Below are 20,915 nucleotides of genomic sequence, written 5' to 3'. Positions count from 1 at the left end.
AGACGGTGGATCGGGTCCAGAGGACTTCATCTAACGTGTTGTCTTAACCGGGTCGCGCGTTTAGCATCTGTCGAAAATCGAACGACCATTCAGAAAATCAGGAGACGGTGCATGGAAAGACTGTGGCTGAAGCATTACCCGGCCGGCGTGCCTGCCGAGATCGATAGCAGTCAGTTCCGCTCGCTGGCCGAATTGCTCGAGGCGTCCTTCCGCACCTATGCTGATCGCCGTGCCTTTGTGTGCATGGACAAGTCGATCACCTACGGCGAGCTCGACCGCATGTCGCGGCAGTTCGCGGCGTKGCTGCAGTCGCGCGGGCTCAAGCCGGGCGCGCGCGTGGCTATCATGATGCCCAACGTGCTGCAGTATCCGGTGGTGCTGGCCGCCGTGCTGCGTGCCGGCTTTGTCGTGGTCAACGTCAATCCGCTCTACACCCCGCGCGAACTCGAGCATCAACTCAAGGACAGCGGCGCCGAGGCCATTGTCATCCTCGAGAACTTCGCTACCACGCTGCAGCAAGTGCTGCCCGCCACGCCGGTCAAGCATGTGGTGGTGGCCAGCATGGGCGACCTGCTGGGCGGCCTCAAGGGCGCGATCGTCAATTTCGTGGTGCGTAACGTCAAGAAGATGGTGCCGGCCTGGGAACTGCCCAACTGCGTGCGCTTCAACGCGGTGCTGGCAGAGGGGCGCGGCATGCAGCTGCAGCCCGCCACCACGGGCCCGGACGACATTGCCTTCCTGCAATACACCGGCGGCACCACTGGCGTGTCCAAGGGCGCCGTGCTGCTGCACCGGAACATCGTCTCCAACGTGCTGCAGTCCGAAGCCTGGATGCAGCCGGCGCTGGCCAAGGGCGCACCGATCGACCAGGTGATCACCATCACGGCGCTGCCGCTGTACCACATCTTCGCGCTGACGGTCTGCTGCCTGCTGGGCATGCGCAGCGGCGGCCTGAGCGTGCTGATCCCCAATCCGCGCGATATCCCCGGCTTCATCAAGGAGCTGCAGAAGTACAAGTTCAACATGTTCCCGGCGGTCAATACGCTGTACAACGCGCTGATCAACAGCCCGGATATCGACAAGGTCGACTTCTCGGGCTTGCGCGTGGCCAACGGCGGGGGCATGGCGGTGCAGGAAGCGGTGGCCAAGAAGTGGCTGGCCAGGACGGGCTGCCCGGTCATCGAGGGCTACGGCCTGTCGGAGACCTCGCCTTCGGCTACCTGCAACCCGACTGATTCCGACGCGTTCTCCGGCACCATCGGCCTGCCGCTGCCGTCGACCGACATCGCCATTCGTGACGACGACGGCGCGGACGTGCCGCTCGGCCAGGCTGGCGAGATCTGCATCCGTGGCCCGCAGGTGATGGCCGGCTACTGGAACCGCCCGGACGAGACCGCCAAGGTCATGACGGCTGACGGCTTCTTCAAGTCTGGCGACATCGGCGTGATGGACGCGCGCGGCTACACCAAGATCGTCGACCGCAAGAAGGACATGATCCTGGTGTCCGGCTTCAACGTGTACCCGAACGAGGTCGAAGGCGTGGCCGCAGAGTGCCCGGGCGTGCTGGAGGTGGCAGCGGTGGGCGTGCCCGACGAGCATTCGGGCGAAGTGGTCAAGCTGTACGTGGTCCGCAAGGATCCCGCGCTGACAGAAGCCGAGCTGATCGCCTTCTGCAAGGAGCGCCTGACCGGCTACAAGCGGCCCAAGTTCGTGGAGTTCCGCAGCGAGTTGCCCAAGACCAATGTGGGCAAGATACTGCGCCGCGAGCTGCGCGACAGCCGCACGGYGGCCTGARCGAAGGGCGCAAGCCAGCCACGCACGCCGCGGCAAGAACGGCCTCCCGCAAGGGAGGCCGTTCTTCATTCAGCGGGGCGCGTCAGCATTCCCGGGAGGGCACGAGCAGCGGCTCGGGGGCGCCGTCGGGATAGACCATCCGCACGCAGGCGCCGGGTTCCAGGCCAGGCGCCGCGGGGCCATTGACGATGACGTTGCCGCCGCTGCCATCCAGTGGCGCCACCGTGTACTGAAACAGGTCCATGCGCGGCCGCGGGCGTAGCAACGTATTCAGGTCGATGGAAAAGCCAACGCCTGCGCCGCTCGAGCCACCGCCGTTCCATGCACCGCCGCCAACGCCCACGGCGGTGCTCGCCGCACCGTTGTCCGGCATGTCGACCTGGCCCACCAGCGTCTTCGCGCCGATGCGCCCAAGCTTGATGCTGACGTTGAGCGGTGACACCTTGGGCCCCGGCGGCGTGCTCTGGCAAGCCACGAGGAGTAGCGTCAGCAGCGAGGCGCAAAGCGCGCCCGCTGCCGAACGGGTCGCGTTCATGCGCTCACCAGCCCGGTCTTGAGCCGGCCCAGCAAGCGGAACAGGGCGCGCCGATCGGTCTGGGGCAGGCCGCCGAACAATTGCTCGATCCAGTCTTCGTGCGCGCGCGCCATCTTGGAGAATGCGGTGCGCCCGGCCGGCGTGAGCCGGATCAGGTAAGCGCGGCGATCGCTTGGCAATGCCTCGCGCGAGACCAGGCCTTCCTGCTGGAGCTGGTCCGTGATGCCGGTGACGTTGCCGCCGGTGACCATCATGCGGCGCGATAGCTCGCCCATCTTCAGGCCCTCCGGATGGCGGTCAAGCTGGGACATCAGGTCGAAGCGCGGCAGGGTGCAGGCGAAATCCTGACGCAGCCGGGAGCGGATGTCGGCCTCGACCAGATTGGTGCAGGTCAGCAGACGCAGCCACAGGCGCAGGGCGTCGTGGGCGTTATCGTCGGCACTGGTTTCGAGATCGACCGGCGCTTCTTCGGCGCCGGCCTTGGGCGGGGCCTCGGCGGCAGGTGGGATGGGCATCGCGGCACGCTGGTTGTTTGATGCCTCAAGTATATGCGCTCGCACGCCGCCACGGGCCGGCCCGCGCCTCAATCGACCTTGGCGCCCGAGTCCCTGACCACCTTGGCCCATTTGGCGAGCTCGGCGCGGATAACGGCGGCGAACTGCTCCGGCGTGTTGCCGACCGGGTCGGCACCCTGGGCCAGCATCTTTTCGCGCATGGCCGGCGTGGCCAGCGCGCGCGCGACTTCCTGCTGGACGCGCGCGACGATCTCGTGCGGCGTGCCGGCGGGCGCCAGCAAGCCAAACCAGGAGCTGGCCTCGAAGCCCGGCAGGCGGGCCGCCTCTGCCACCGTTGGCACGCCCGGCAGCGCCGGCGAGGGTTTGGCGCTGGTGACGGCCAGTGCCTTGAGCTTGCCGCTCTTGATCAGCGCCATCGATGAGGGCAGGTTGTCGAACATCAGCTGCATGGTGCCGCCGGCCAGGTCGGTCAGGGCCGGGCCGCTGCCCTTGTAGGGGAAGTGCACCATGAAGGTACGGGTCTGGGTCTTGAACAGCTCGCCTGCCAGGTGGATCGAGGTACCGTTGCCGCTCGACGCCATATTGAGCTTGCCGGGGTTGGCGCGCGCATAGGCGATCAGGTCCGTGACGCTGTTGATGCGGTTTTGCTGCGCGAAGGCGGGGTTGACCACCAGCACATTGGGCACCGAGGCCACCTCGGTGATGGGGGCGAAGTCCTTGACCGGGTCGAACGGCAGCTTGCCGTACAGAGACTGGTTGATGCCATGCGTGCCCACCGTGCCCATCAGCAGCGTGTAGCCGTCCGGCGCGGCCTTGGCGACCATGTCGGTGCCGATGTTGCCGCCCGCGCCCGGCCGGTTGTCGACGACTACGTTCCAGCCCTGGAGCTTCGACAGCTCGGCGGCCACGGCGCGCGCCAGGATGTCCGTCGTGCCGCCGGCAGGGAACGGCACCACCAGGCGGATCGGCTTGTTCGGGTAGGGGTCCGCGGCTTGCGCGGGCGCTTGCCAGGCAAGGGGGGCAAGGCAGGCACCAGCGATGGTGGCAAGCAGCCTGTGGGTCGCGCGGCGGCGGGTGCGGTGCATGGGAGTCTCCTTATGGGTGCCTGCGTTTTGCCGGATGGCGCGATGGCGCAATGACGCGGTACGCATCGCCGATGCATCCGGAAGGCTGCTGCATTGTAGTGTCGGCATAACAATGTGCCGATGAGGTGATGCCCTAGGACCGAGAGGCGAGGCCGCGCCATGAAAAAAGGCACCCGAAGGTGCCTTTGCCGTGCCGCGCGGATGCGCTTAGAACTTGTGGCGGATACCCACGGCGGCGCCCAGCATGTTGTTGTTGTTGCTGCCGAGGAAGTAGGTATTGGCGAAGCTGATCGCCGACGTGTCGAGGTTCAGGCCGGCGTTCTTCGCGTACGCGGCGGTCAGATAAACGTCGGTGCGCTTGGACAGGTTGTAGTCGGCGATGAACGAAATCTGCCACGGGTTCTTGACGTTGACGCCGCCGAGGTTCTTGACGTCGTCATAGTTGTACTGCAGCGTCAGGCCCAGTGGTGCGGTGACCTGGTAGTTGGCGCCGATCCAGTAGTAGTTGTCGCGCAGCACGGTGGCACCGGTCTGTGCCTTGGTTTGGCCCCAGCGATAGCCGCCCATGATCTTGGCCGGGCCAAAGGCATAGCTGCCCGCGACGGCAGCCTTCTTGGCCGTGCCAGTGCCGAGGAAGGCGGCAGTAGCCGGATTCGAGATGCTCGGGTTGTATTGGTCGTAGGCGATAGTCGCGCCGAACGGACCGGCAGCGTAGGCCACGCCGGCGCCATAGCCGGTGTCGCGGCGGAACTGGCCCGGGACTTCGCCGTTGCCTGCCACGCCGTTGCCGAAGGACCAGTGTGCGATCGCGGTCACCGGACCGAATACGCCCGTGTACTTRGCCGTGTTGTCGGAGCGGAAGTTCAGGCCGAGCTGGGCGACCACCGGCTCATACTGGGTGGCGTAGCCGCTGGGCGAAAAGTTGGCGAGCAGGTCGAACAGCGTGGTGTACTGGCGACCAAAGGTGAAGCGGCCAACTTGGGCGCTTTCGATACCTACGTACGCTTGACGACCGAACAGGCGGCCGCCTTGCTGCAGCGAGCCGGTGTCGAGGGCGAAGCCGTTTTCGAGCACGAACAGCGCCTTCAAGCCGCCGCCCAGGTCTTCCACGCCGCGCAGGCCCCAACGCGAGCCGGACAGGCCACCGGAGGACATGCGAAAGACGGAGTCGCCGCGACCGGTACTGAGGCCGTTGGCGGCCGACGGTGCAACGCCGAGGTGATTGACGTATTCGAGGTTCATATCCGCAACGCCGTACAGCGTCACGCTGGACTGGGCCTGTGCGGCACCCGCGAATGCACCCAACGCAGCCAGCGCGAGAAGCGATTTTTTCATGCTCGATGATCTCCGTGTAAGAATTATTGGTGGCCAGCGGAGAAACCTCCTGAGTCTCCATTTTCCGCTTACCCAACTTCGTCAGAAGCTGCCAACTACTGTAACAAACCGCCCTCGATTCACAATCGGGTTCACTGCCCTTGTCAGCTTTTCACAACTCAGGGTTTTGGAGTATCTGGCCCTTGCCAGCGCAGGCCGGGCGGGAGAGGCCAGGCAAGTCGGCCACGGTACAATGCGGGAAATCCCGAGAGCGTATTCATCGGCCCATCCCCCCTTCGCCAGGGCGTGGGACGCGGAACCGCTCCGAGCAACCACCAGCGCATGCATCCATGGATACCTTGATTCGCGAATTCGATGTGGCCTTGCGCGCGATCGCAGGCGTCACCCGCGCCAGTCGTGCCAATCCCGCCGAGGCGCTTGCGCCCGATGCGCAGAGCCTTGACGAGACGCAACGCCGCCACGTGGCCGGGCTCATGCGCATCAACCACGTGGGTGAGGTCTGCGCGCAGGCCCTTTACCAGGCGCAGAAGCTGACCGCGCGCACGCCGCAGGTTCGCGCACAGATGGATGAGGCCGCGCGCGAGGAAGAAGACCACCTCGGCTGGTGCGCCGAACGCCTGCGCGAGCTCGGCTCGCGTCCCAGCCTGCTCAACCCGCTCTGGTACGCAGGCGCGTTTGCCATTGGCTGGGCGGCGGGGCGAGCGGGCGACCGGGTCAGCCTGGGATTCGTCTCCGAGACCGAGTACCAGGTCGAGCAGCACCTGAATGGCCATCTCGAGCAGATTCCCGTTGCCGACGACCGGTCGCGCGCGATCCTGGAGCAGATGCGCGATGACGAGGTGAGGCACGGCGCCGCCGCGCGCGAGGCGGGCGGCATGCCGCTGCCCTCGCCGGTGCGCGCGATGATGCGGGCGGCCTCCAAGGTGATGACCACCGCCGCGTATCGGATCTGAGTGACGGCGCCGGAGCGGGAAGCCCCGCCCCATCGCCTCGCGCGCCGGCAAGTCAGGTGCCCCCCCGCACGCGGGGTAGACGCGAAAACGTTGTATCCTTCCATCGGTCCGGCTCGGCCGTATTTCCTGCTGCAGGCAGTTCCTTCCTCAGTTGTTCTCAGGTGGTTTCTCTGCTTTCTTCCATAAGATCTTCATTTCATTGGGAATTCACTTTTTCGGTGCGCGAGGTGTGCGCGCTAAGTCATTGTTCTAATTAAAAAAACCCGGATTGTTGCCCCATAACGAGCCTTGACCCGTGAAATCGCTTCCTCTAAAGTGGGAAATAGTGTGAGGAAGTGTGTTTTTGTGTGAAAACGCAGTCTGGCTATGGGATCATCGCCCAACGTCGGATTTAAAGGATTCACGCGCCAGCCGGTGGCAAGCATGCCGGCGCGGACCGGGGAGCTAGCTTGTTTCAGGGCGCATCGGCGCTGTCACTGGATGCCAAGGGCCGGATGTCGATTCCGGCGCGGCACCGTGAAGCGCTACAACAGCAGGCCGAGGGCCGGGTAACGCTGACCAAGCACCCGGACGGCTGCCTGCTGCTGTTTCCGCGCCCTGAATGGGAAAACTTCCGTGGTCGCATTGCGRCTTTGCCGATGGACGCGCACTGGTGGAAGCGCATCTTCCTGGGCAATGCCGCTGATGTCGACATGGACGGCGCGGGCCGGGTGCTGATCGCGCCCGAGCTGCGTAGCGCCGCCTTGCTCGACAAGGAAGTCATGCTGCTCGGTATGGGCAGCCATTTCGAAGTCTGGGATGCCGCAACCTACGCCGCCAAGGAACAGCAGGCGATGGCGCAGGGCATGCCGGAAGCATTAAAGAATTTCTCTTTTTGACGAGGTCATGAGCTCAACCCAAACGCCGGGGACCACCGCCCTGCGCCATCGCACCGTGTTGCTGGACGAGGCTGTCGAAGCCCTGGTCTGGCGGCCCGATGGCGTCTATGTGGACGGCACCTTCGGCAGAGGGGGGCACAGCCGGGCAATTCTGGCCCGGCTGGGCCCGGCCGGGGCACTGGTGGCCTTCGACAAGGATCCGGCAGCAATCGCAGAGGCGGGCACCATCAAGGATGCCCGCTTCTCCATTGAGCACACCAGCTTCGCCGAGATGCCGGCGGCGCTGGCGGGCCGGGGAAAGGTCGCCGGGATATTGCTCGACCTGGGCATCAGCTCACCCCAGATCGACGACGCGGAGCGGGGGTTTTCCTTTCGCTTCGAGGGACCGCTGGACATGCGCATGGACACCACGCGCGGCATGACCGCCGCGCAGTGGCTGGCGCAAGCGGATGAGCAAGACATCGCAAGGGTGATACGGGACTATGGGGAAGAACGGTTTGCTGTACAGATTGCAAAGGCGGTTGTTGCTCGCCGGAGCGAACCCGGCCATGGCGGACCGCTTACCACTACTGCCGAGCTTGCCGCGCTCGTGGCGAAAGCCGTCAAAACACGCGAGAAGGGTCAGGACCCTGCGACCCGCACCTTTCAGGCTCTACGGATTCACGTCAATCAAGAGCTTGCGGACCTCGAAAGCGGCCTGAGCGCCGCTTACGACCTGTTGCAGGAAGGCGGGCGGCTGGTGGTCATCAGTTTTCATTCGCTTGAGGACCGCATCGTCAAGCGGTTCATGCAGGCGCACGCCCGTCCGCAGCAGAATGCCGATCCCGCCATGCGCCGCGCGCCCCTGCGCGCGGACCAGCTGCCGCAGCCCACGCTGAAGCTGCTCGGCCGGGTCAAGCCGGGCGCCGAAGAGGTTGCCGCCAATCCGCGTGCCCGCTCCGCAGTGATGCGCGTGGCCGAGAAGCTGCCGTCCCCGGCGTCCCCTTCGTCCGCCTCCACCCAGAAGGCGGGYCGCCCATGAACCGCCTGACTTTCTTCCTGCTGGCTGCCCTGATGCTGTGCGCGCTCTCGCTGGTGAGCGCGCAGCACCAGGCCCGCACCCTGTTCGTCGCCCACGAGCGCGCGCAGGCGGAAGAAAAGCAGCTCGACATGGACTGGTCCCGCTTGCAGTACCAGCAGAGCTCGCTCGGCAAGAGCGCGCGCATCGCGGACGCGGCGCGGACACAGCTGAAGATGACGCCGGTGCTTCCCGGCAGGACCCAATACCTGGCCGGCGTGGTGCTGGACGCGCCGCCCGCCAGCGCGCCCGCGGCTGCAGCACCCGAGGGGAGTAAGCCATGACCATCGCCCGGCCCTCGCAAAACGCCCAGCGCGGCAACCCTTCGCGCCCGCGCACCGGCCAGTTCGCCGCTAGCCCCGTGCTTGGCCTGCGCTTGCCGATGTGGCGCTCGAAGCTGGTGGTGTTCATGATGTTCGCCGCCTTCGTCGCCCTGGCCGGGCGCGCGCTCTGGATCCAGGGCCCGGGCAACCAGTTCTACGAGGCCGAAGGCAAGAAGCGCTTCCAGCGCACGCTCGAGCTGCCCGCAACGCGCGGCAAGATCCTCGACCGCAATGGGCTGGTGCTGGCGACCAGCTTGCCCGTGAAGGCCATCTGGGCGGTCCCGGAGGATGTGCCCGATGAGATCGACGCTGACAAGATCCGCCAGTTGAGCAAGCTGCTCGACATGAGCGACAAGGAGCTGCGCCGCAAATTCACGGAAGACAAGAGCTTCGTCTACCTGAAGCGCCAGGTGCTGCCGGATGTCGCGGACAAGATCGCCGCGCTCAAGATCGAAGGTATTCACCAGACCCGCGAATACAAGCGCTTCTATCCGGAAGGCGAGGCGATGGCGCACATCGTCGGCTTTACCAATGTCGAAGACCGCGGCCAGGAAGGCGTGGAGCTGGCGCGCGAGGGCGTGCTGGCCGGCAAGTCCGGCGCGCGCCAGGTGATCAAGGACCGCCTTGGCCGCGTGGTGGAGGATGTGGGCATCCTCAAGACGCCGCGCGACGGCGAGGACCAGCAGCTCTCCATCGACGCCAAGATCCAGTACCTGGCCTACAACGAGGTTAAGGCCATCGTCGAGCGCAGCAAGGCCAAGGCGGCCAGCGCCGTGGTGCTCGACGCGCAGACCGGCGAGGTGCTGGCGCTGGCCAACTGGCCGACCTACAACCCCAACGACCGCACCCGCCTGTCGGGCGAGCAGCTGCGCAACCGGGTCCTGACCGACACCTTCGAGCCGGGCTCGATGATGAAGCCGATCACGATCGGGCTGGCGCTGCAGCTCAAGCGGGTCACGCCGTCGACGGTATTTGCCACGACCGGCAAGTTCACCTACGAAGGCGCCACCATCAGCGACACCCATAACTACGGTGCGCTGACCGTGGCCGGCATCATTCAGAAGTCCAGCAACATCGGCACGACCAAGATTTCGATGCTGCTCAAGCCGCAGGAAATGTGGGATATGTATATGAGCGTGGGCCTGGGCCAGGCGCCCAAGATCGGCTTCCCCGGCGCCGTGGCCGGACGGGTGCGCCCATACAAGAGCTGGCGGCCCATCGAGCAGGCGACCATGTCCTATGGCTACGGCCTGTCGGTGTCGCTGTTCCAGATCGCCCACGCTTACACCATCTTCGCCMATGATGGCGAGCTGATCCCGGTCACCATGTTCCGGAACCAGGGCCCGGTCACTGGCGAGCGCGTGCTGTCGCCCGAGGTGGCGCGCCAGGTGCGGGCCATGCTGGAGACGGTGACGGCGCCAGGCGGCACTGCGCCCGAAGCCCAAGTGATGGGCTACCGGGTCGGCGGCAAGACGGGCACGGCGTACAAGCACGTGGGCCGCGGCTACGACCGCAGCAAGTACCGGGCTTCCTTCATCGGCCTGGCGCCGATGTCCAACCCGCGCGTGATCGTGGCCGTGAGCGTGGATGAGCCTACCTCGGGCAGCCACTATGGTGGCGCCGCGGCGGGCCCGGCCTTCTCCGCGATTACCGGCGGCGCGCTGCGCGCGCTCAATGTGCAACCGGATTCGCCGATCCGCCAGTTGGTCGTGAGCGACAAGGTGCAGGAAAGCGAACCGTGGAGCGCGACGCAATGACCCGGACGCTGCTTCCCCTCGAGATCTCCGCCCAGGCCGCCGACGCGCTGGCCTGGCTGCGCCAGCACGCCCCCGCCGGCGCCAAGCTGACCGGCGACACGCGCCGGCTGGCCCAGGGCGACGTGTTCTTTGCCTATGTGCTGGGCAATGCGCGCCTGTCGACCGATGGGCGCCCGCATATCGCCCAGGCGATCGCCCGTGGCGCCAGCGCCGTGGTCTTTGAGGCCGATGGCTTCGCCTGGCCGCATGGCGAAGGCGTGCCGCACCTTGGCGTGTCGAGCCTGCACCAGCTCGCCGGCCCGATTGCTGCCGGCTGGTATGACAACGCCGCGCGCGATCTCGCCGTGACCGGCATCACCGGCACCAATGGCAAGACGTCGTGCTGCCAGTGGCTGGCGCGCGTGCTGCAGGCCGCGGGCAAGCGCTGCGCCACCATCGGCACGCTTGGCACCGGTTTTCCTGACGCGCTCACGGCGACCGGCTTCACCACGCCCGACGCCGTTCAGCTGCAGGACAGCCTGGCCGCGCTGCATGGCGCCGGCGCGCGCGCGGTCGCCATGGAAGTGTCCTCGCACGGCCTGGAGCAAGGCCGCGTGGCCGGCACCCACTTTGCGGTTGCAGTGCTGACCAACCTGACCCAGGACCATCTCGACTACCACGGCACCATGGCCGAGTACGAGGCGGCCAAGGCCCTGCTGTTTCAATGGCCCGGCCTGCGTGCCGCCGTGATCAACCGCGACGATGCCATGGGTGGCCGCCTGCTGGCAAACTCCGCGCTCGCCGCGCAGGTGATCGAATACGGCATCGATGGCGCAGCCGCCCCGAGCCGCAAGACCGGCCAGTGGCTGCGCGCGACCAACGTGCGCGCCACCGCGGCCGGCACCGCCTTCCATGTGGATGGCAGCTTCGGCAGCGCCGATGTCAGCACGCCGATGATCGGCGCCTTCAATGTCAGCAACCTGCTCGCCGTGCTGGGCGCCACGCTGGCCAACGGCATTGCCTGGGACGCTGCCCTCGACGCGCTGCGCACGCTCAAGCCGGTCGACGGCMGCATGGAGTTGTTCGGCGGCAGCCATGGCGGCCAGGACGGGCCGCTGGCGGTGGTCGATTACGCCCATACCCCGGATGCACTGGAAAAGACGCTGGACGCGCTGCGCCCAGTGGCCCAGGCCCGCAAGGGCCGGCTGTGGTGCGTGTTCGGCTGTGGCGGYGACCGCGACCCGATCAAGCGCCCGCTGATGGGCGAAGTGGCCGAGCGGCTTGCCGACGAGGTGGTGCTGACCAGCGACAACCCGCGCAGCGAAGACCCGCAAGACATCCTGAACGCCATTGCCGACGGCATGGCCGACCGCAGCCGCGCGCACCTGATCGAGGACCGCGCAGCCGCCATCCTGTATGCCATCAAGCACGCCACCGCAGCCGACGTGGTGCTGGTGGCCGGCAAGGGGCATGAAGCCACCCAGGAGGTGCAGGGCCGCAAGCGGCCTTTCTCCGACCGCGAGCATGTCCGCCTGACGCTGGGCACGCGTGGGGTGTCAGCATGACGCAATACACCATGACCGATTTGCAGCAAGCCGCCGGCTGGATCGCCGGCGCGCGTCTTTCCGGGCCCGATGGCGCAGCCAGCCGGGCGTTCTCCCGCGTGCTGACCGACAGCCGCACGGTTCAGCCGGGCGACCTGTTCGTCGCGCTCAAGGGCGAGCGCTTCGACGCGCACGATTTCCTGGCCGACGTGGTGGCGCGTGGCGCCGCCGCGGTGCTGGTGGACCGTGAGCCCGACGCCGCGCTTGGCATGCCCGCCATCGTGGTGCCCGATACCCGCCTGGCACTGGGCCAGCTGGCCGCCGGCTGGCGCCGCCGTTTCAGCCTGCCCGCGGTCGCGGTGACGGGCAGCAATGGCAAGACCACCGTCAAGGAGATGATCGCCGCGATCTTCGCGGCGGCGGTAGGGGAGGGCGCCCGCCTGGCAACGGGCGGCAACCTGAACAACGATATCGGCTTGCCGCTGACCGTGCTGCGGCTGTCCGCCGCGCACCGGCTCGCCGTGCTCGAGCTCGGCATGAACCACCCGGGTGAGACCGTCTACCTGGCCAGCATCGCCCAGCCTACCGTGGCGGTGGTGACCAACGCGCAGCGCGAGCACCAGGAGTTCATGGTGAACGTCGAGGCCGTGGCGCATGAACACGCCGCGGCGATCGCTGCGTTGCCCGCAGACGGCGTGGCGGTGTTCCCGCTCGACGCCGAAGGCGGCGGCGCGCATGCGGGCATCTGGCGCCAGGCAGCCGGTGCGCGCCGCGTGCTGTCGTTTGGCCTGGATGCCAGCGCCGATGTCCGCGCCGATGTGGCTCTGGACGACGGCGTGCAAGTGATGCAGGTCAGCGCGCCCGGTGCCGCGTTCGAGGTCCGCCTGTCGGTGCTTGGCACCCACAACGTGTGCAACGCGCTGGCGGCGATCGCCTGCGCGCTGGGCGCGGGCGTCGGCATCGAGGCGATCCAGGCAGGGCTGGCCGGGTTTGCCGCGGTCAAGGGCCGGCTGCAGGTCAAGCATGCCACCGGCGGCACGCTGGTGATCGATGACAGCTACAACGCCAATCCCGATTCGGTACGAGCGGCCATCGACGTGCTGGCGGGGTTTGCCGCGCCGCGCCTGCTGGTGCTGGGTGACATGGCGGAAGTGGGCGACCAGGGGCCGGCCTTCCATACGGAGATCGGCGCCTACGCGAACGCGCGCGGCATCGAGACGCTGTGGGCAACCGGCGAGGCCATGGTGCACGCCGTGCAGGCATTTGGCGCCACAGCCCGGTATTTTGAACGGGCCGAGGACCTCGCCCAGGCGTTGGCGCAAGACAAGGACGGTACCGTGGCGGCGGCAAGCGCGGTACTGGTGAAGGGATCTCGGTTCATGCGGATGGAACGGATGGTCGATGCGCTGGTCGCAAACACTCCMACGCATTAATCGTCATCAACAGTAATTAACGAATCAATCTGATAGCCCGGCCCGACCGGGCGGTTGTCGAAAGGAATACGGACACACGATGTTATTGGCTCTGGCCCAGTGGCTGCAAAACGACTACAGCTTCCTGCGGGTCTTCAACTACCTGACCTTCCGCGCGGTGATGGCTAACCTCACCGCGCTTTTGATCGGGCTCGGCCTTGGGCCSTGGGTGATCCGCAAGCTGACCGAACTCAAGATCGGCCAGGCGGTGCGCACCATCGGCCCGCAGTCGCACCTGGTCAAGGCCGGCACGCCCACCATGGGCGGCGTGCTGGTGCTGGTGTCGATCGCCATCTCCACGTTGCTGTGGTGCGACTGGGGCAACCGCTTTATCTGGGTCGTGATGCTGGTGACCCTGGGCTACGGCGCGATCGGCTGGGTGGATGACTACCGCAAGGTGGTCTATCGCGATCCGCGCGGCATGTCGAGCCGCGAGAAGTTTTTCTGGCAGACCCTGATCGGCCTGGTGGCCGCGGTCTACCTGGCGTTCTCGGTATCGGAAAGCAGCAATGTGCGGGTGTGGGACCTGTTMCTGGGCTGGGTCGAAGGCGGTTTGTCGCTCGACATGCCTTACAAGTCCAACCTGATCGTGCCCTTCTTCAAGGAAGTGAGCTATCCGCTGGGCGTGGCCGGCTTCATCGTGCTGACCTATCTGGTGATTGTGGGTTCGAGCAATGCGGTGAACCTGACCGATGGCCTGGACGGCCTGGTGATCATGCCGGTGGTGCTGGTTGGCAGCGGGCTGGGCGTGTTTGCCTACGTGATGGGCAGTTCGGTCTACAGCAAGTACCTGCTGTTCCCGCATATTCCCGGGGCTGGCGAGTTGCTGATCTTTTGTTCGGCGCTGGCGGGGGCGGGCCTGGCCTTCCTCTGGTTCAACGCGCACCCGGCCCAAGTCTTCATGGGCGACGTTGGCGCGCTGGCGCTGGGCGGCGCGCTGGGCACCGTGGCGGTGATCGTGCGCCAGGAGATTGTGCTGTTCGGTGGAAACGCTGTCGGTGATGCTGCAGGTGGGCTGGTTCAAGATCACCAAGCGGCGCTACGGCGAAGGCAGGCGGTTGTTCAAGATGGCGCCGCTGCACCACCACTTCGAATTGTCTGGCTGGAAGGAAACGCAGGTGACGGTGCGCTTCTGGATCATCACCATGTTGCTGGTGCTGATTGGGCTGTCGTCGCTCAAGCTGCGCTGAAACCAGCGCGTATCTACTAACGCAGTAACGCAAAAAAGGCGGGAATCGAAGTGTTTGGCGAGTTGCAAAAACCTCATGTGCTGGTGCTGGGCCTCGGCGAATCGGGGCTGGCGATGGCGCGCTGGTGCGGCCTGTATGGTGCCCCCGTGCGCGTTGCCGACACGCGCGAGGCTCCCGCCAACCTGGTCTTCCTGCAGGCCGAGCTGCCCTCGGCCGAGTTTCATGGCGGCGCCCTGGCCGAAACGCTGCTGGACGGCATCGAACTGGTAACGATCAGCCCTGGCCTGTCGCCGCTGGAGAGCGATACCGCCGCGCTGCTGGCAGTGGCGCGCGAGCGTGGCATTCCAGTCTGGGGCGAAATCGAGCTGTTCGCGCGTGCACTCGCGCATCTGCGGGCAGAGTCCGGCTACGCGCCGAAGCTGCTGGCCATCACCGGCACCAACGGCAAGACCACCACTACCGCGCTGACCGGGCGCCTGGTGGAGCGCGCCGGCAAGAGCGTGGCGGTGGCGGGAAATATCAGTCCGTCGGCGCTGGACAAGCTGGCCGCCTGCATCGCCTCGGCCACGCTGCCCGAGGTCTGGGTGCTGGAACTGTCGAGCTTCCAGCTGGAGACCACGCACACGCTGGCGCCGCACGCGGCCACGGTGCTCAACATCACCCAGGACCATCTGGACTGGCACGGCAGCATGGAAGCCTATGCCGCCGCCAAGGCTCGGATCTTCGGCCCGGCGCCGGCGCCCGGCGAAGCCGGCTGCCTGCAGATCCTGAACCGCAACGACCGTCTCAGCCTGGATATGGCCCGCCCGGCCGGCGCACTGGTGACCTTCGGCACCGATCTGCCCGAGTTCCCGGGCTGCTTCGGCGTCCAGCGCGAGGGCGGCATGCCCTGGCTGGTGATGGCCGAGCCCGATAGCGAAGCCGAAGGCGAGAACAAGCCGCGCCGCCGCAAGGCCGCTGCCGCCGAGAGCGTGGAAGCCGTGCCGGTGCGCCACAAGCGCCTGATGCCTGCCGACGCGCTGCATATCCGTGGCATGCACAACGCCACCAACGCCATGGCCGCGCTGGCGCTGTGCCGCGCCATCGACCTGCCGATGAACGCGTTGCTGCATGGCCTGCGCGAGTACCGCGGCGAGCCGCACCGCGTGGAGTGGGTCGCCACGGTGGATGATGTCGAGTTCTTCGATGACAGCAAGGGCACCAATGTGGGCGCCACCGTCGCCGCGTTGTCCGGCCTGGACAAGCGGGTGGTGCTGATTGCCGGCGGGGAAGGCAAGGGGCAGGATTTCTCGCCGCTGGCCGCGCCGGTGGCGCAGTACGCGCGCGCCGTCGTGCTGATCGGCAAGGATGCCGGCGAGCTGCGCCGCGCGCTCCAGGACACCGGCGTCACGCTGGCCGATGCCGCCACGCTGGAGCAGGCGGTCACGCTGGCAGCCGGTGCGGCGCAGGGCGGCGACGCCGTGCTGCTGTCGCCGGCGTGCGCCAGCCTCGACATGTTCCGTAATTATGTGCACCGTGCCGAAGTCTTTCGCGCCGCGGTGGAAGAACTGGCGATGTCCAGGGGGATCGTGCCATGAGCGACGCACAGGTCAAGCGTAGCGGCTTTATCGGGGCCACCATCGGCAACGCCTGGGGCGGCCTGCGCGATGCGGTGTCCGGCGTCAAGCCGACGCGCTCGCGCATGATGGAGTACGACCAGCCACTGCTGTGGGTGGCGATCGTGCTGCTCGCGCTTGGCCTGGTGATGGTCTATTCGGCTTCGATCGCGCTGCCTGACTCGCCGCGCTATGCCAACTACCGCGAGAGCCACTTCCTCGCGCGCCACGCGTTTGCGCTGTTCATCGGGCTGTCCATGGGCCTGCTGGCCTTCCAGATCCCGGTCAAGTTCTGGGATAAGTACGCGCCCAAGCTGTTCGTGATCGCGCTGGTGATGCTGATCGTCGTGCTGGTGCCGTTCGTGGGCAAGGGCGTGAATGGCGCACGGCGCTGGATTCCGCTGGGCATCATGAACTTCCAGCCCTCCGAGTTCATGAAGCTGGCGGTGGTGCTGTACACCGCCAACTACACCGTGCGCAAGCAGGAGTGGATGCAGAACGTGGGCAAGGGCTTCCTGCCGATGGGCGTGGCCGTGGTGGTGGTCGGCATGCTGCTGCTGCTGGAGCCCGACATGGGCGCCTTCCTGGTGGTGGCCACCGTCGCCATGGGCATCCTTTTCCTCGGCGGCATCAACGGCAAGCTGTTCGCCGGCCTGGTTGGCGTGGCGGTGGGCGCCTTCGCGCTGCTGATCACGGCGTCGCCCTGGCGGCGCGAGCGGATCTTCGCATATCTCAACCCGTGGGAAGAAGCCAACGCGCTGGGCAAGGCTTACCAGCTCACCCATTCGCTGATCGCCTTCGGCCGCGGCGAGTGGACCGGGGTGGGGCTGGGCGGCAGCATCGAGAAGCTGCACTACCTGCCCGAAGCGCATACCGACTTCATCCTCGCCGTGATTGGCGAGGAGTTCGGCTTCGTGGGTGTGCTGGTGGTGATCGTCTTGTTCTACTGGATGGTGCGCCGCGCCTTTGGCATCGGCCGCACCGCGCTGCAGCTCGACCGCACCTTTGCCGGCCTCGTGGCCAAGGGCATCGGCATCTGGGTTGGCTGGCAGACCTTTATCAATATGGGCGTGAACCTTGGCCTGCTGCCGACCAAGGGGCTGACCTTGCCGCTGGTGAGCTACGGCGGCTCGGGCATTTTGATGAATTGCGTAGCGCTGGCGATCCTGCTACGCATCGACTATGAGAACCGGGTGATGATGCGCGGAGGGAAGGTATGAGCGTAGCGCAGCAGACCGTGGCGCAGCATCACTTGGTTCCGGCGGAGGCTAACTTCCTGCGTAAGCAGGAAGTTAAGCGCAGCGGCCGTAGCCAGAATCACTCAATGATGCGCGGAGGGAAGGTATGAGCGCACCGCGCACCTTGCTCGTGATGGCTGGCGGCACCGGGGGGCACGTTTTCCCCGGGCTGGCGGTCGCGCGCGCGCTGCGTGAGCAGGGCTGGCGGGTGGTATGGCTGGGCAACCGCACCGGCATGGAAGCCACGCTGGTACCCAAGTACGACATCCCGATGGAGTTCATCCAGTTTGGCGGCCTGCGCGGCAAGGGCCCGCTGACCAAGCTGATGCTGCCGCTGAACCTGTTGCGCGCCTTCTGGCAGAGCCTGCAGGCGCTGCGCCGGGTGCGGCCCAATGTGGTGCTGGGCATGGGCGGCTATATCACGTTCCCCGCCGGCATGATGGCCTCGCTGCTGGGGCGCCCGCTGGTGCTGCACGAGCAGAACTCGATTGCCGGGCTGGCCAACAAGGTGCTGGCCAAGGTCGCGGACCGGGTCCTGTGCGCCTTCCCGAATGCCCTGCCGGACAGCGAGTGGACCGGCAACCCGGTGCGAGACGAAGTGGCGCACATGCCGGCGCCCGAAGCGCGCTACGACGGCCGCACCGGCCCGTTGCGGCTGCTGGTGGTGGGCGGCAGCCTGGGCGCGGCGGCACTCAACGAGGTCGTCCCAAAGGCGCTGGCGCTGCTGCCGCAAGGCGAGCGCCCGCTGGTCAAGCACCAGGCCGGCGCGAAGCAGATCGACACGCTGCGCGCCAACTACCAGGCTGCCGGCGTGGCGGCGGAAGCCTTGCCCTTTATCGACGACATGGCGGCGGCATACGCAGAGGCGGATCTGGTGATCTGCCGCGCGGGCGCAATGACCGTGTCGGAGGTGGCGGCGGCAGGCGTGGCGGCACTGTTCGTGCCGTTCCCGCATGCGGTCGATGACCACCAGACCACCAATGCGGAATTCCTCTCGACCCAGGATGCCGCCTTGCTGGTCCAACAGAACGAACTGACCGCGAGCGGGCTGGCGCAGACGCTGGCCTCGCTGTCGCGGCCCCGACTCAGAGAGATGGCGCATCAGGCGCGCGGTCTTGCCAAGCCCGAAGCGACCCGGCGCGTGGCGGAGATCTGCAGCCAGATGGCCAGGGATTGAACCAACGGATTCATGAAGCACATCGTCAAGAATATCCATTTCGTAGGCATCGGCGGCGCCGGCATGAGCGGCATCGCCGAGGTCCTATTGAACCTGGGCTACAGGGTCTCAGGGTCCGACGTGGGCAGCAATGCCGCCACGCGGCGCCTCGCGTCGCTCGGCGCGGCCGTGATGCACGGGCATGATGCCGCCAACGTCAACGGCGCCAATGCCGTGGTGGTATCCACCGCCGTGACCAACGACAACCCCGAGGTGCTGGCCGCGCGCGCCAAGCGTATCCCGGTGGTGCCGCGCGCGGTGATGCTGGCCGAGCTGATGCGCCTGAAGCAGGGCGTGGCCATCGCCGGCACGCATGGCAAGACCACTACCACCAGCCTGGTGGCGTCGGTGCTGGCTGAAGGCGGGCTCGATCCCACCTTCGTGATCGGCGGCCGGCTTAACTCGGCGGGCGCCAACGCGCGCCTGGGCACGGGCGACTTCATCGTGGCCGAGGCCGACGAGTCGGATGCCTCGTTCCTGAACCTGTTCCCGGTGATCGAGGTCATCACCAACATCGACGCCGACCACATGGACACCTACGGGCATGATTTTGCCCGGCTCAAGCAGGCGTTCGTGGAGTTCACCCAGCGCCTGCCGTTCTATGGCATCGCCGTGCTGTGCGTGGACGACCCCAACGTGCGCGAGATCATGCCGTTCGTGTCCAAGCCAATCGTGCGCTACGGCTTTGCCGAAGATGCGCAGGTGCGCGCGGTTAATGCCCGCGCCGTCGACGGCCAGATGCATTTCACCGTGCTGCGCCAGTTGAACGGACACGCAGAGGCGCCGCTGGAGGTGGTGCTGAACCTGCCGGGCATGCACAACATCCAGAACGCGCTGGCGGCGATTGCCATCGCGACCGAGCTGGAGGTGCCGGACGCCGCCATCGTCAAGGCACTGCGCGAGTTCCACGGGGTGGGACGCCGCTTCCAGCGCTATGGCGAAGTGGCCTGCGCCGGCACCAACGAGCAGGGCGAGGCCAAGGGCGCAGGCACCTTCACGCTGGTCGACGACTACGGCCACCATCCGGTCGAGATGGCCGCGACGCTGGCCGCCGCGCGCGGTGCGTTCCCGGGSCGCCGSCTKGTGCTGGCGTTCCAGCCGCACCGCTWYACSCGSACGCGCGACTGYTTCGARGAYTTCGTSAAGGTGCTSGGCACCGTGGAYGCGCTGCTGCTGGCSGAGGTCTATGCCGCCGGCGAAGCCCCGATTGTGGCCGCCGATGGCCGCGCGCTGACGCGCGCGCTGCGCGTGGCAGGCAAGGTTGAACCCGTTTTTGTGGAGCAGATCGACGAAATGCCGCAGGCTATCCTGAACGCCGTGCGTCCCGGCGATGTGGTGGTGACGATGGGCGCGGGCACGATTGGTACCGTGCCCGGACAACTGGTTTCGCAGCAAGCCGGGGGGCAGGCATGAGCTTCGTCGCCCATCCCAATATCGATCCCAAAGCGCTGGGCAAGGTTGGCGTGCTGCTCGGCGGCCGCTCGGCCGAACGCGAGATCTCGCTGCTGTCGGGCAACGGCGTGCTGGCAGCGCTGCGCTCGCGCGGCGTCGATGCCCATGCCTTCGATCCCGGCCTGCAGTCGGTGGCCGAGCTGGCCACGGCTGGCTTTGACCGCGTCTTTATTGCCCTGCATGGCCGCTACGGCGAGGACGGCACCATCCAGGGCCTGCTCGAGCAGCTCGGCGTGCCCTATACCGGCAGCGGCGTGCTGGCCTCGGCGCTGGCCATGGACAAGCAGGCCACCAAGCGCCTGTGGACCACGCACGGCCTGCCGACGCCGCGCTTCGCCATGCTGCACGCCGATACCGATTTCGACGCCGTGGTGGCCGACCTGGGCCTGCCCCTGATCGTCAAGCCGGCGCGCGAGGGCTCGTCCATCGGCCTGTCCAAGGTGACCGAAGCCGGCCAGATGCGTGCCGCCTTCGAGAAGGCCGCGGCGCTGGACAACGACGTGATCGCCGAAACCTTTATCGACGGCGCGGAGCTGACCTGCCCGATCGTGGGGGAGGGCGCTACCGCCGAAGCGCTGCCGGTGATCCGCATCGTCGCCCCCGGCGCGAACTACGACTATCAAAACAAGTACTTTACTGACGATACCCAGTATCTGTGCCCATCGGGCCTGCCGGCCGATGTGGAAGCCGAAGTCCGGCGCCTGGCGGTGCAATCCTTCCGCGTGCTGGGTTGCCGCGGCTGGGCGCGTGCCGACGTGATGCTCAGCGCCGACAACAAGCCTTACCTGCTCGAGATGAATACCTCGCCCGGCATGACCGGCCATTCGCTGGTGCCGATGGCGGCGCGCGCGGTGGGCATCAGCTACGAGGATTTCGTCATGCAGGTGATTGCCGCGGCCACGCTGGACCTGCATCCCAGCGCGGCCTGGAAGCCCGATTGAGCATGGACCGAGCCAACACTGAACCCTGACTGACCGGAACCGGGACAACCCAACGC

Annotated in this window: 17 protein-coding genes and 1 pseudogene; 14 read left to right on the top strand and 4 right to left on the bottom strand. The window is 66.7% G+C overall.

From position 1 onward, the window contains the following. Positions 1-111 precede the first annotated feature (111 nt). A complete protein-coding gene (locus AC1DS3_RS12110; RefSeq protein WP_477127231.1) occupies positions 112-1,794 on the top strand; it encodes a long-chain-fatty-acid--CoA ligase in 1,683 nt (560 codons plus the stop codon). A gap of 82 nt (positions 1,795-1,876) precedes the next feature. On the opposite strand, the gene AC1DS3_RS12105 is transcribed toward AC1DS3_RS12110, so the two are convergent. From AC1DS3_RS12105 to AC1DS3_RS12090, 4 genes are all read right to left on the bottom strand, one after another. Continuing rightward, a complete protein-coding gene (locus AC1DS3_RS12105) occupies positions 1,877-2,329 on the bottom strand; it encodes a hypothetical protein (RefSeq protein ID WP_441633991.1) in 453 nt (150 codons plus the stop codon). Further along, positions 2,326-2,844, bottom strand: a complete 519-nt coding sequence (locus AC1DS3_RS12100; RefSeq protein WP_441633989.1) for a MarR family winged helix-turn-helix transcriptional regulator — start codon at positions 2,842-2,844, stop codon at positions 2,326-2,328. Before AC1DS3_RS12100 ends, AC1DS3_RS12105 begins: the two co-directional genes overlap by 4 nt. Before the next feature lie 68 nt (positions 2,845-2,912). Continuing rightward, positions 2,913-3,929: a Bug family tripartite tricarboxylate transporter substrate binding protein gene (locus AC1DS3_RS12095; RefSeq protein WP_441633987.1), complete on the bottom strand. Its 1,017-nt coding sequence runs from the start codon at positions 3,927-3,929 to the stop codon at positions 2,913-2,915. A gap of 207 nt (positions 3,930-4,136) precedes the next feature. After that, positions 4,137-5,264 carry a porin gene (locus AC1DS3_RS12090; protein WP_441633985.1) on the bottom strand — a complete coding sequence of 376 codons (1,128 nt, stop codon included), beginning with the start codon at positions 5,262-5,264 and terminating at the stop codon, positions 4,137-4,139. A 329-nt stretch (positions 5,265-5,593) separates the two neighbouring features. On the opposite strand from AC1DS3_RS12090, the gene coq7 reads away from it, so the two are divergent. The 13 genes and pseudogenes from coq7 to AC1DS3_RS12025 all read left to right on the top strand — a co-directional run bounded on the left by coq7 (position 5,594) and on the right by AC1DS3_RS12025 (position 20,859). Beyond that, positions 5,594-6,217, top strand: a complete 624-nt coding sequence (coq7, locus tag AC1DS3_RS12085) for a 2-polyprenyl-3-methyl-6-methoxy-1,4-benzoquinone monooxygenase (protein WP_174423057.1) — start codon at positions 5,594-5,596, stop codon at positions 6,215-6,217. A gap of 449 nt (positions 6,218-6,666) precedes the next feature. Then, positions 6,667-7,095: a division/cell wall cluster transcriptional repressor MraZ gene (gene mraZ / locus AC1DS3_RS12080; RefSeq protein ID WP_477127230.1), complete on the top strand. Its 429-nt coding sequence runs from the start codon at positions 6,667-6,669 to the stop codon at positions 7,093-7,095. A 7-nt stretch (positions 7,096-7,102) separates the two neighbouring features. Next, positions 7,103-8,116: a 16S rRNA (cytosine(1402)-N(4))-methyltransferase RsmH gene (gene rsmH / locus AC1DS3_RS12075; RefSeq protein ID WP_441633983.1), complete on the top strand. Its 1,014-nt coding sequence runs from the start codon at positions 7,103-7,105 to the stop codon at positions 8,114-8,116. Further along, entirely contained in the window at positions 8,113-8,436 is a 324-nt protein-coding gene (gene ftsL, locus AC1DS3_RS12070; protein WP_441633981.1) for a cell division protein FtsL, read from the top strand. The genes rsmH and ftsL overlap by 4 nt, the downstream gene beginning before the upstream one ends. Continuing rightward, positions 8,433-10,232, top strand: a complete 1,800-nt coding sequence (locus AC1DS3_RS12065) for a peptidoglycan D,D-transpeptidase FtsI family protein (protein WP_477127229.1) — start codon at positions 8,433-8,435, stop codon at positions 10,230-10,232. The genes ftsL and AC1DS3_RS12065 overlap by 4 nt, the downstream gene beginning before the upstream one ends. Next, complete coding sequence (locus tag AC1DS3_RS12060) at positions 10,229-11,776, top strand: UDP-N-acetylmuramoyl-L-alanyl-D-glutamate--2,6-diaminopimelate ligase (RefSeq protein ID WP_477127228.1); 1,548 nt, start codon at positions 10,229-10,231, stop codon at positions 11,774-11,776. The genes AC1DS3_RS12065 and AC1DS3_RS12060 overlap by 4 nt, the downstream gene beginning before the upstream one ends. Next, complete coding sequence (locus AC1DS3_RS12055; RefSeq protein WP_441633975.1) at positions 11,773-13,188, top strand: UDP-N-acetylmuramoyl-tripeptide--D-alanyl-D-alanine ligase; 1,416 nt, start codon at positions 11,773-11,775, stop codon at positions 13,186-13,188. Before AC1DS3_RS12060 ends, AC1DS3_RS12055 begins: the two co-directional genes overlap by 4 nt. A 79-nt stretch (positions 13,189-13,267) precedes the next feature. Next, positions 13,268-14,417, top strand: a pseudogene (gene mraY, locus AC1DS3_RS12050) (phospho-N-acetylmuramoyl-pentapeptide-transferase). 50 nt (positions 14,418-14,467) lie between these two features. Further along, entirely contained in the window at positions 14,468-15,994 is a 1,527-nt protein-coding gene (gene murD / locus AC1DS3_RS12045) for a UDP-N-acetylmuramoyl-L-alanine--D-glutamate ligase (RefSeq protein WP_441633972.1), read from the top strand. Further along, a complete protein-coding gene (gene ftsW, locus AC1DS3_RS12040) occupies positions 15,991-17,232 on the top strand; it encodes a putative lipid II flippase FtsW (RefSeq protein WP_441633971.1) in 1,242 nt (413 codons plus the stop codon). Before murD ends, ftsW begins: the two co-directional genes overlap by 4 nt. 124 nt (positions 17,233-17,356) lie before the next feature. Then, positions 17,357-18,427 carry an undecaprenyldiphospho-muramoylpentapeptide beta-N-acetylglucosaminyltransferase gene (gene murG / locus AC1DS3_RS12035; RefSeq protein ID WP_441633969.1) on the top strand — a complete coding sequence of 357 codons (1,071 nt, stop codon included), beginning with the start codon at positions 17,357-17,359 and terminating at the stop codon, positions 18,425-18,427. 12 nt (positions 18,428-18,439) lie between these two features. Beyond that, positions 18,440-19,879: a UDP-N-acetylmuramate--L-alanine ligase gene (gene murC / locus AC1DS3_RS12030; protein WP_477127227.1), complete on the top strand. Its 1,440-nt coding sequence runs from the start codon at positions 18,440-18,442 to the stop codon at positions 19,877-19,879. Continuing rightward, positions 19,876-20,859 carry a D-alanine--D-alanine ligase gene (locus AC1DS3_RS12025; RefSeq protein WP_441633965.1) on the top strand — a complete coding sequence of 328 codons (984 nt, stop codon included), beginning with the start codon at positions 19,876-19,878 and terminating at the stop codon, positions 20,857-20,859. Before murC ends, AC1DS3_RS12025 begins: the two co-directional genes overlap by 4 nt. Positions 20,860-20,915 lie beyond the last annotated feature (56 nt).

Source organism: Cupriavidus sp. 01L46 (genome assembly GCF_056399905.1).
The sequence above is the reverse complement of the archived record's forward strand: the minus strand, read 5'-3'. Positions and strand labels throughout refer to the sequence as shown.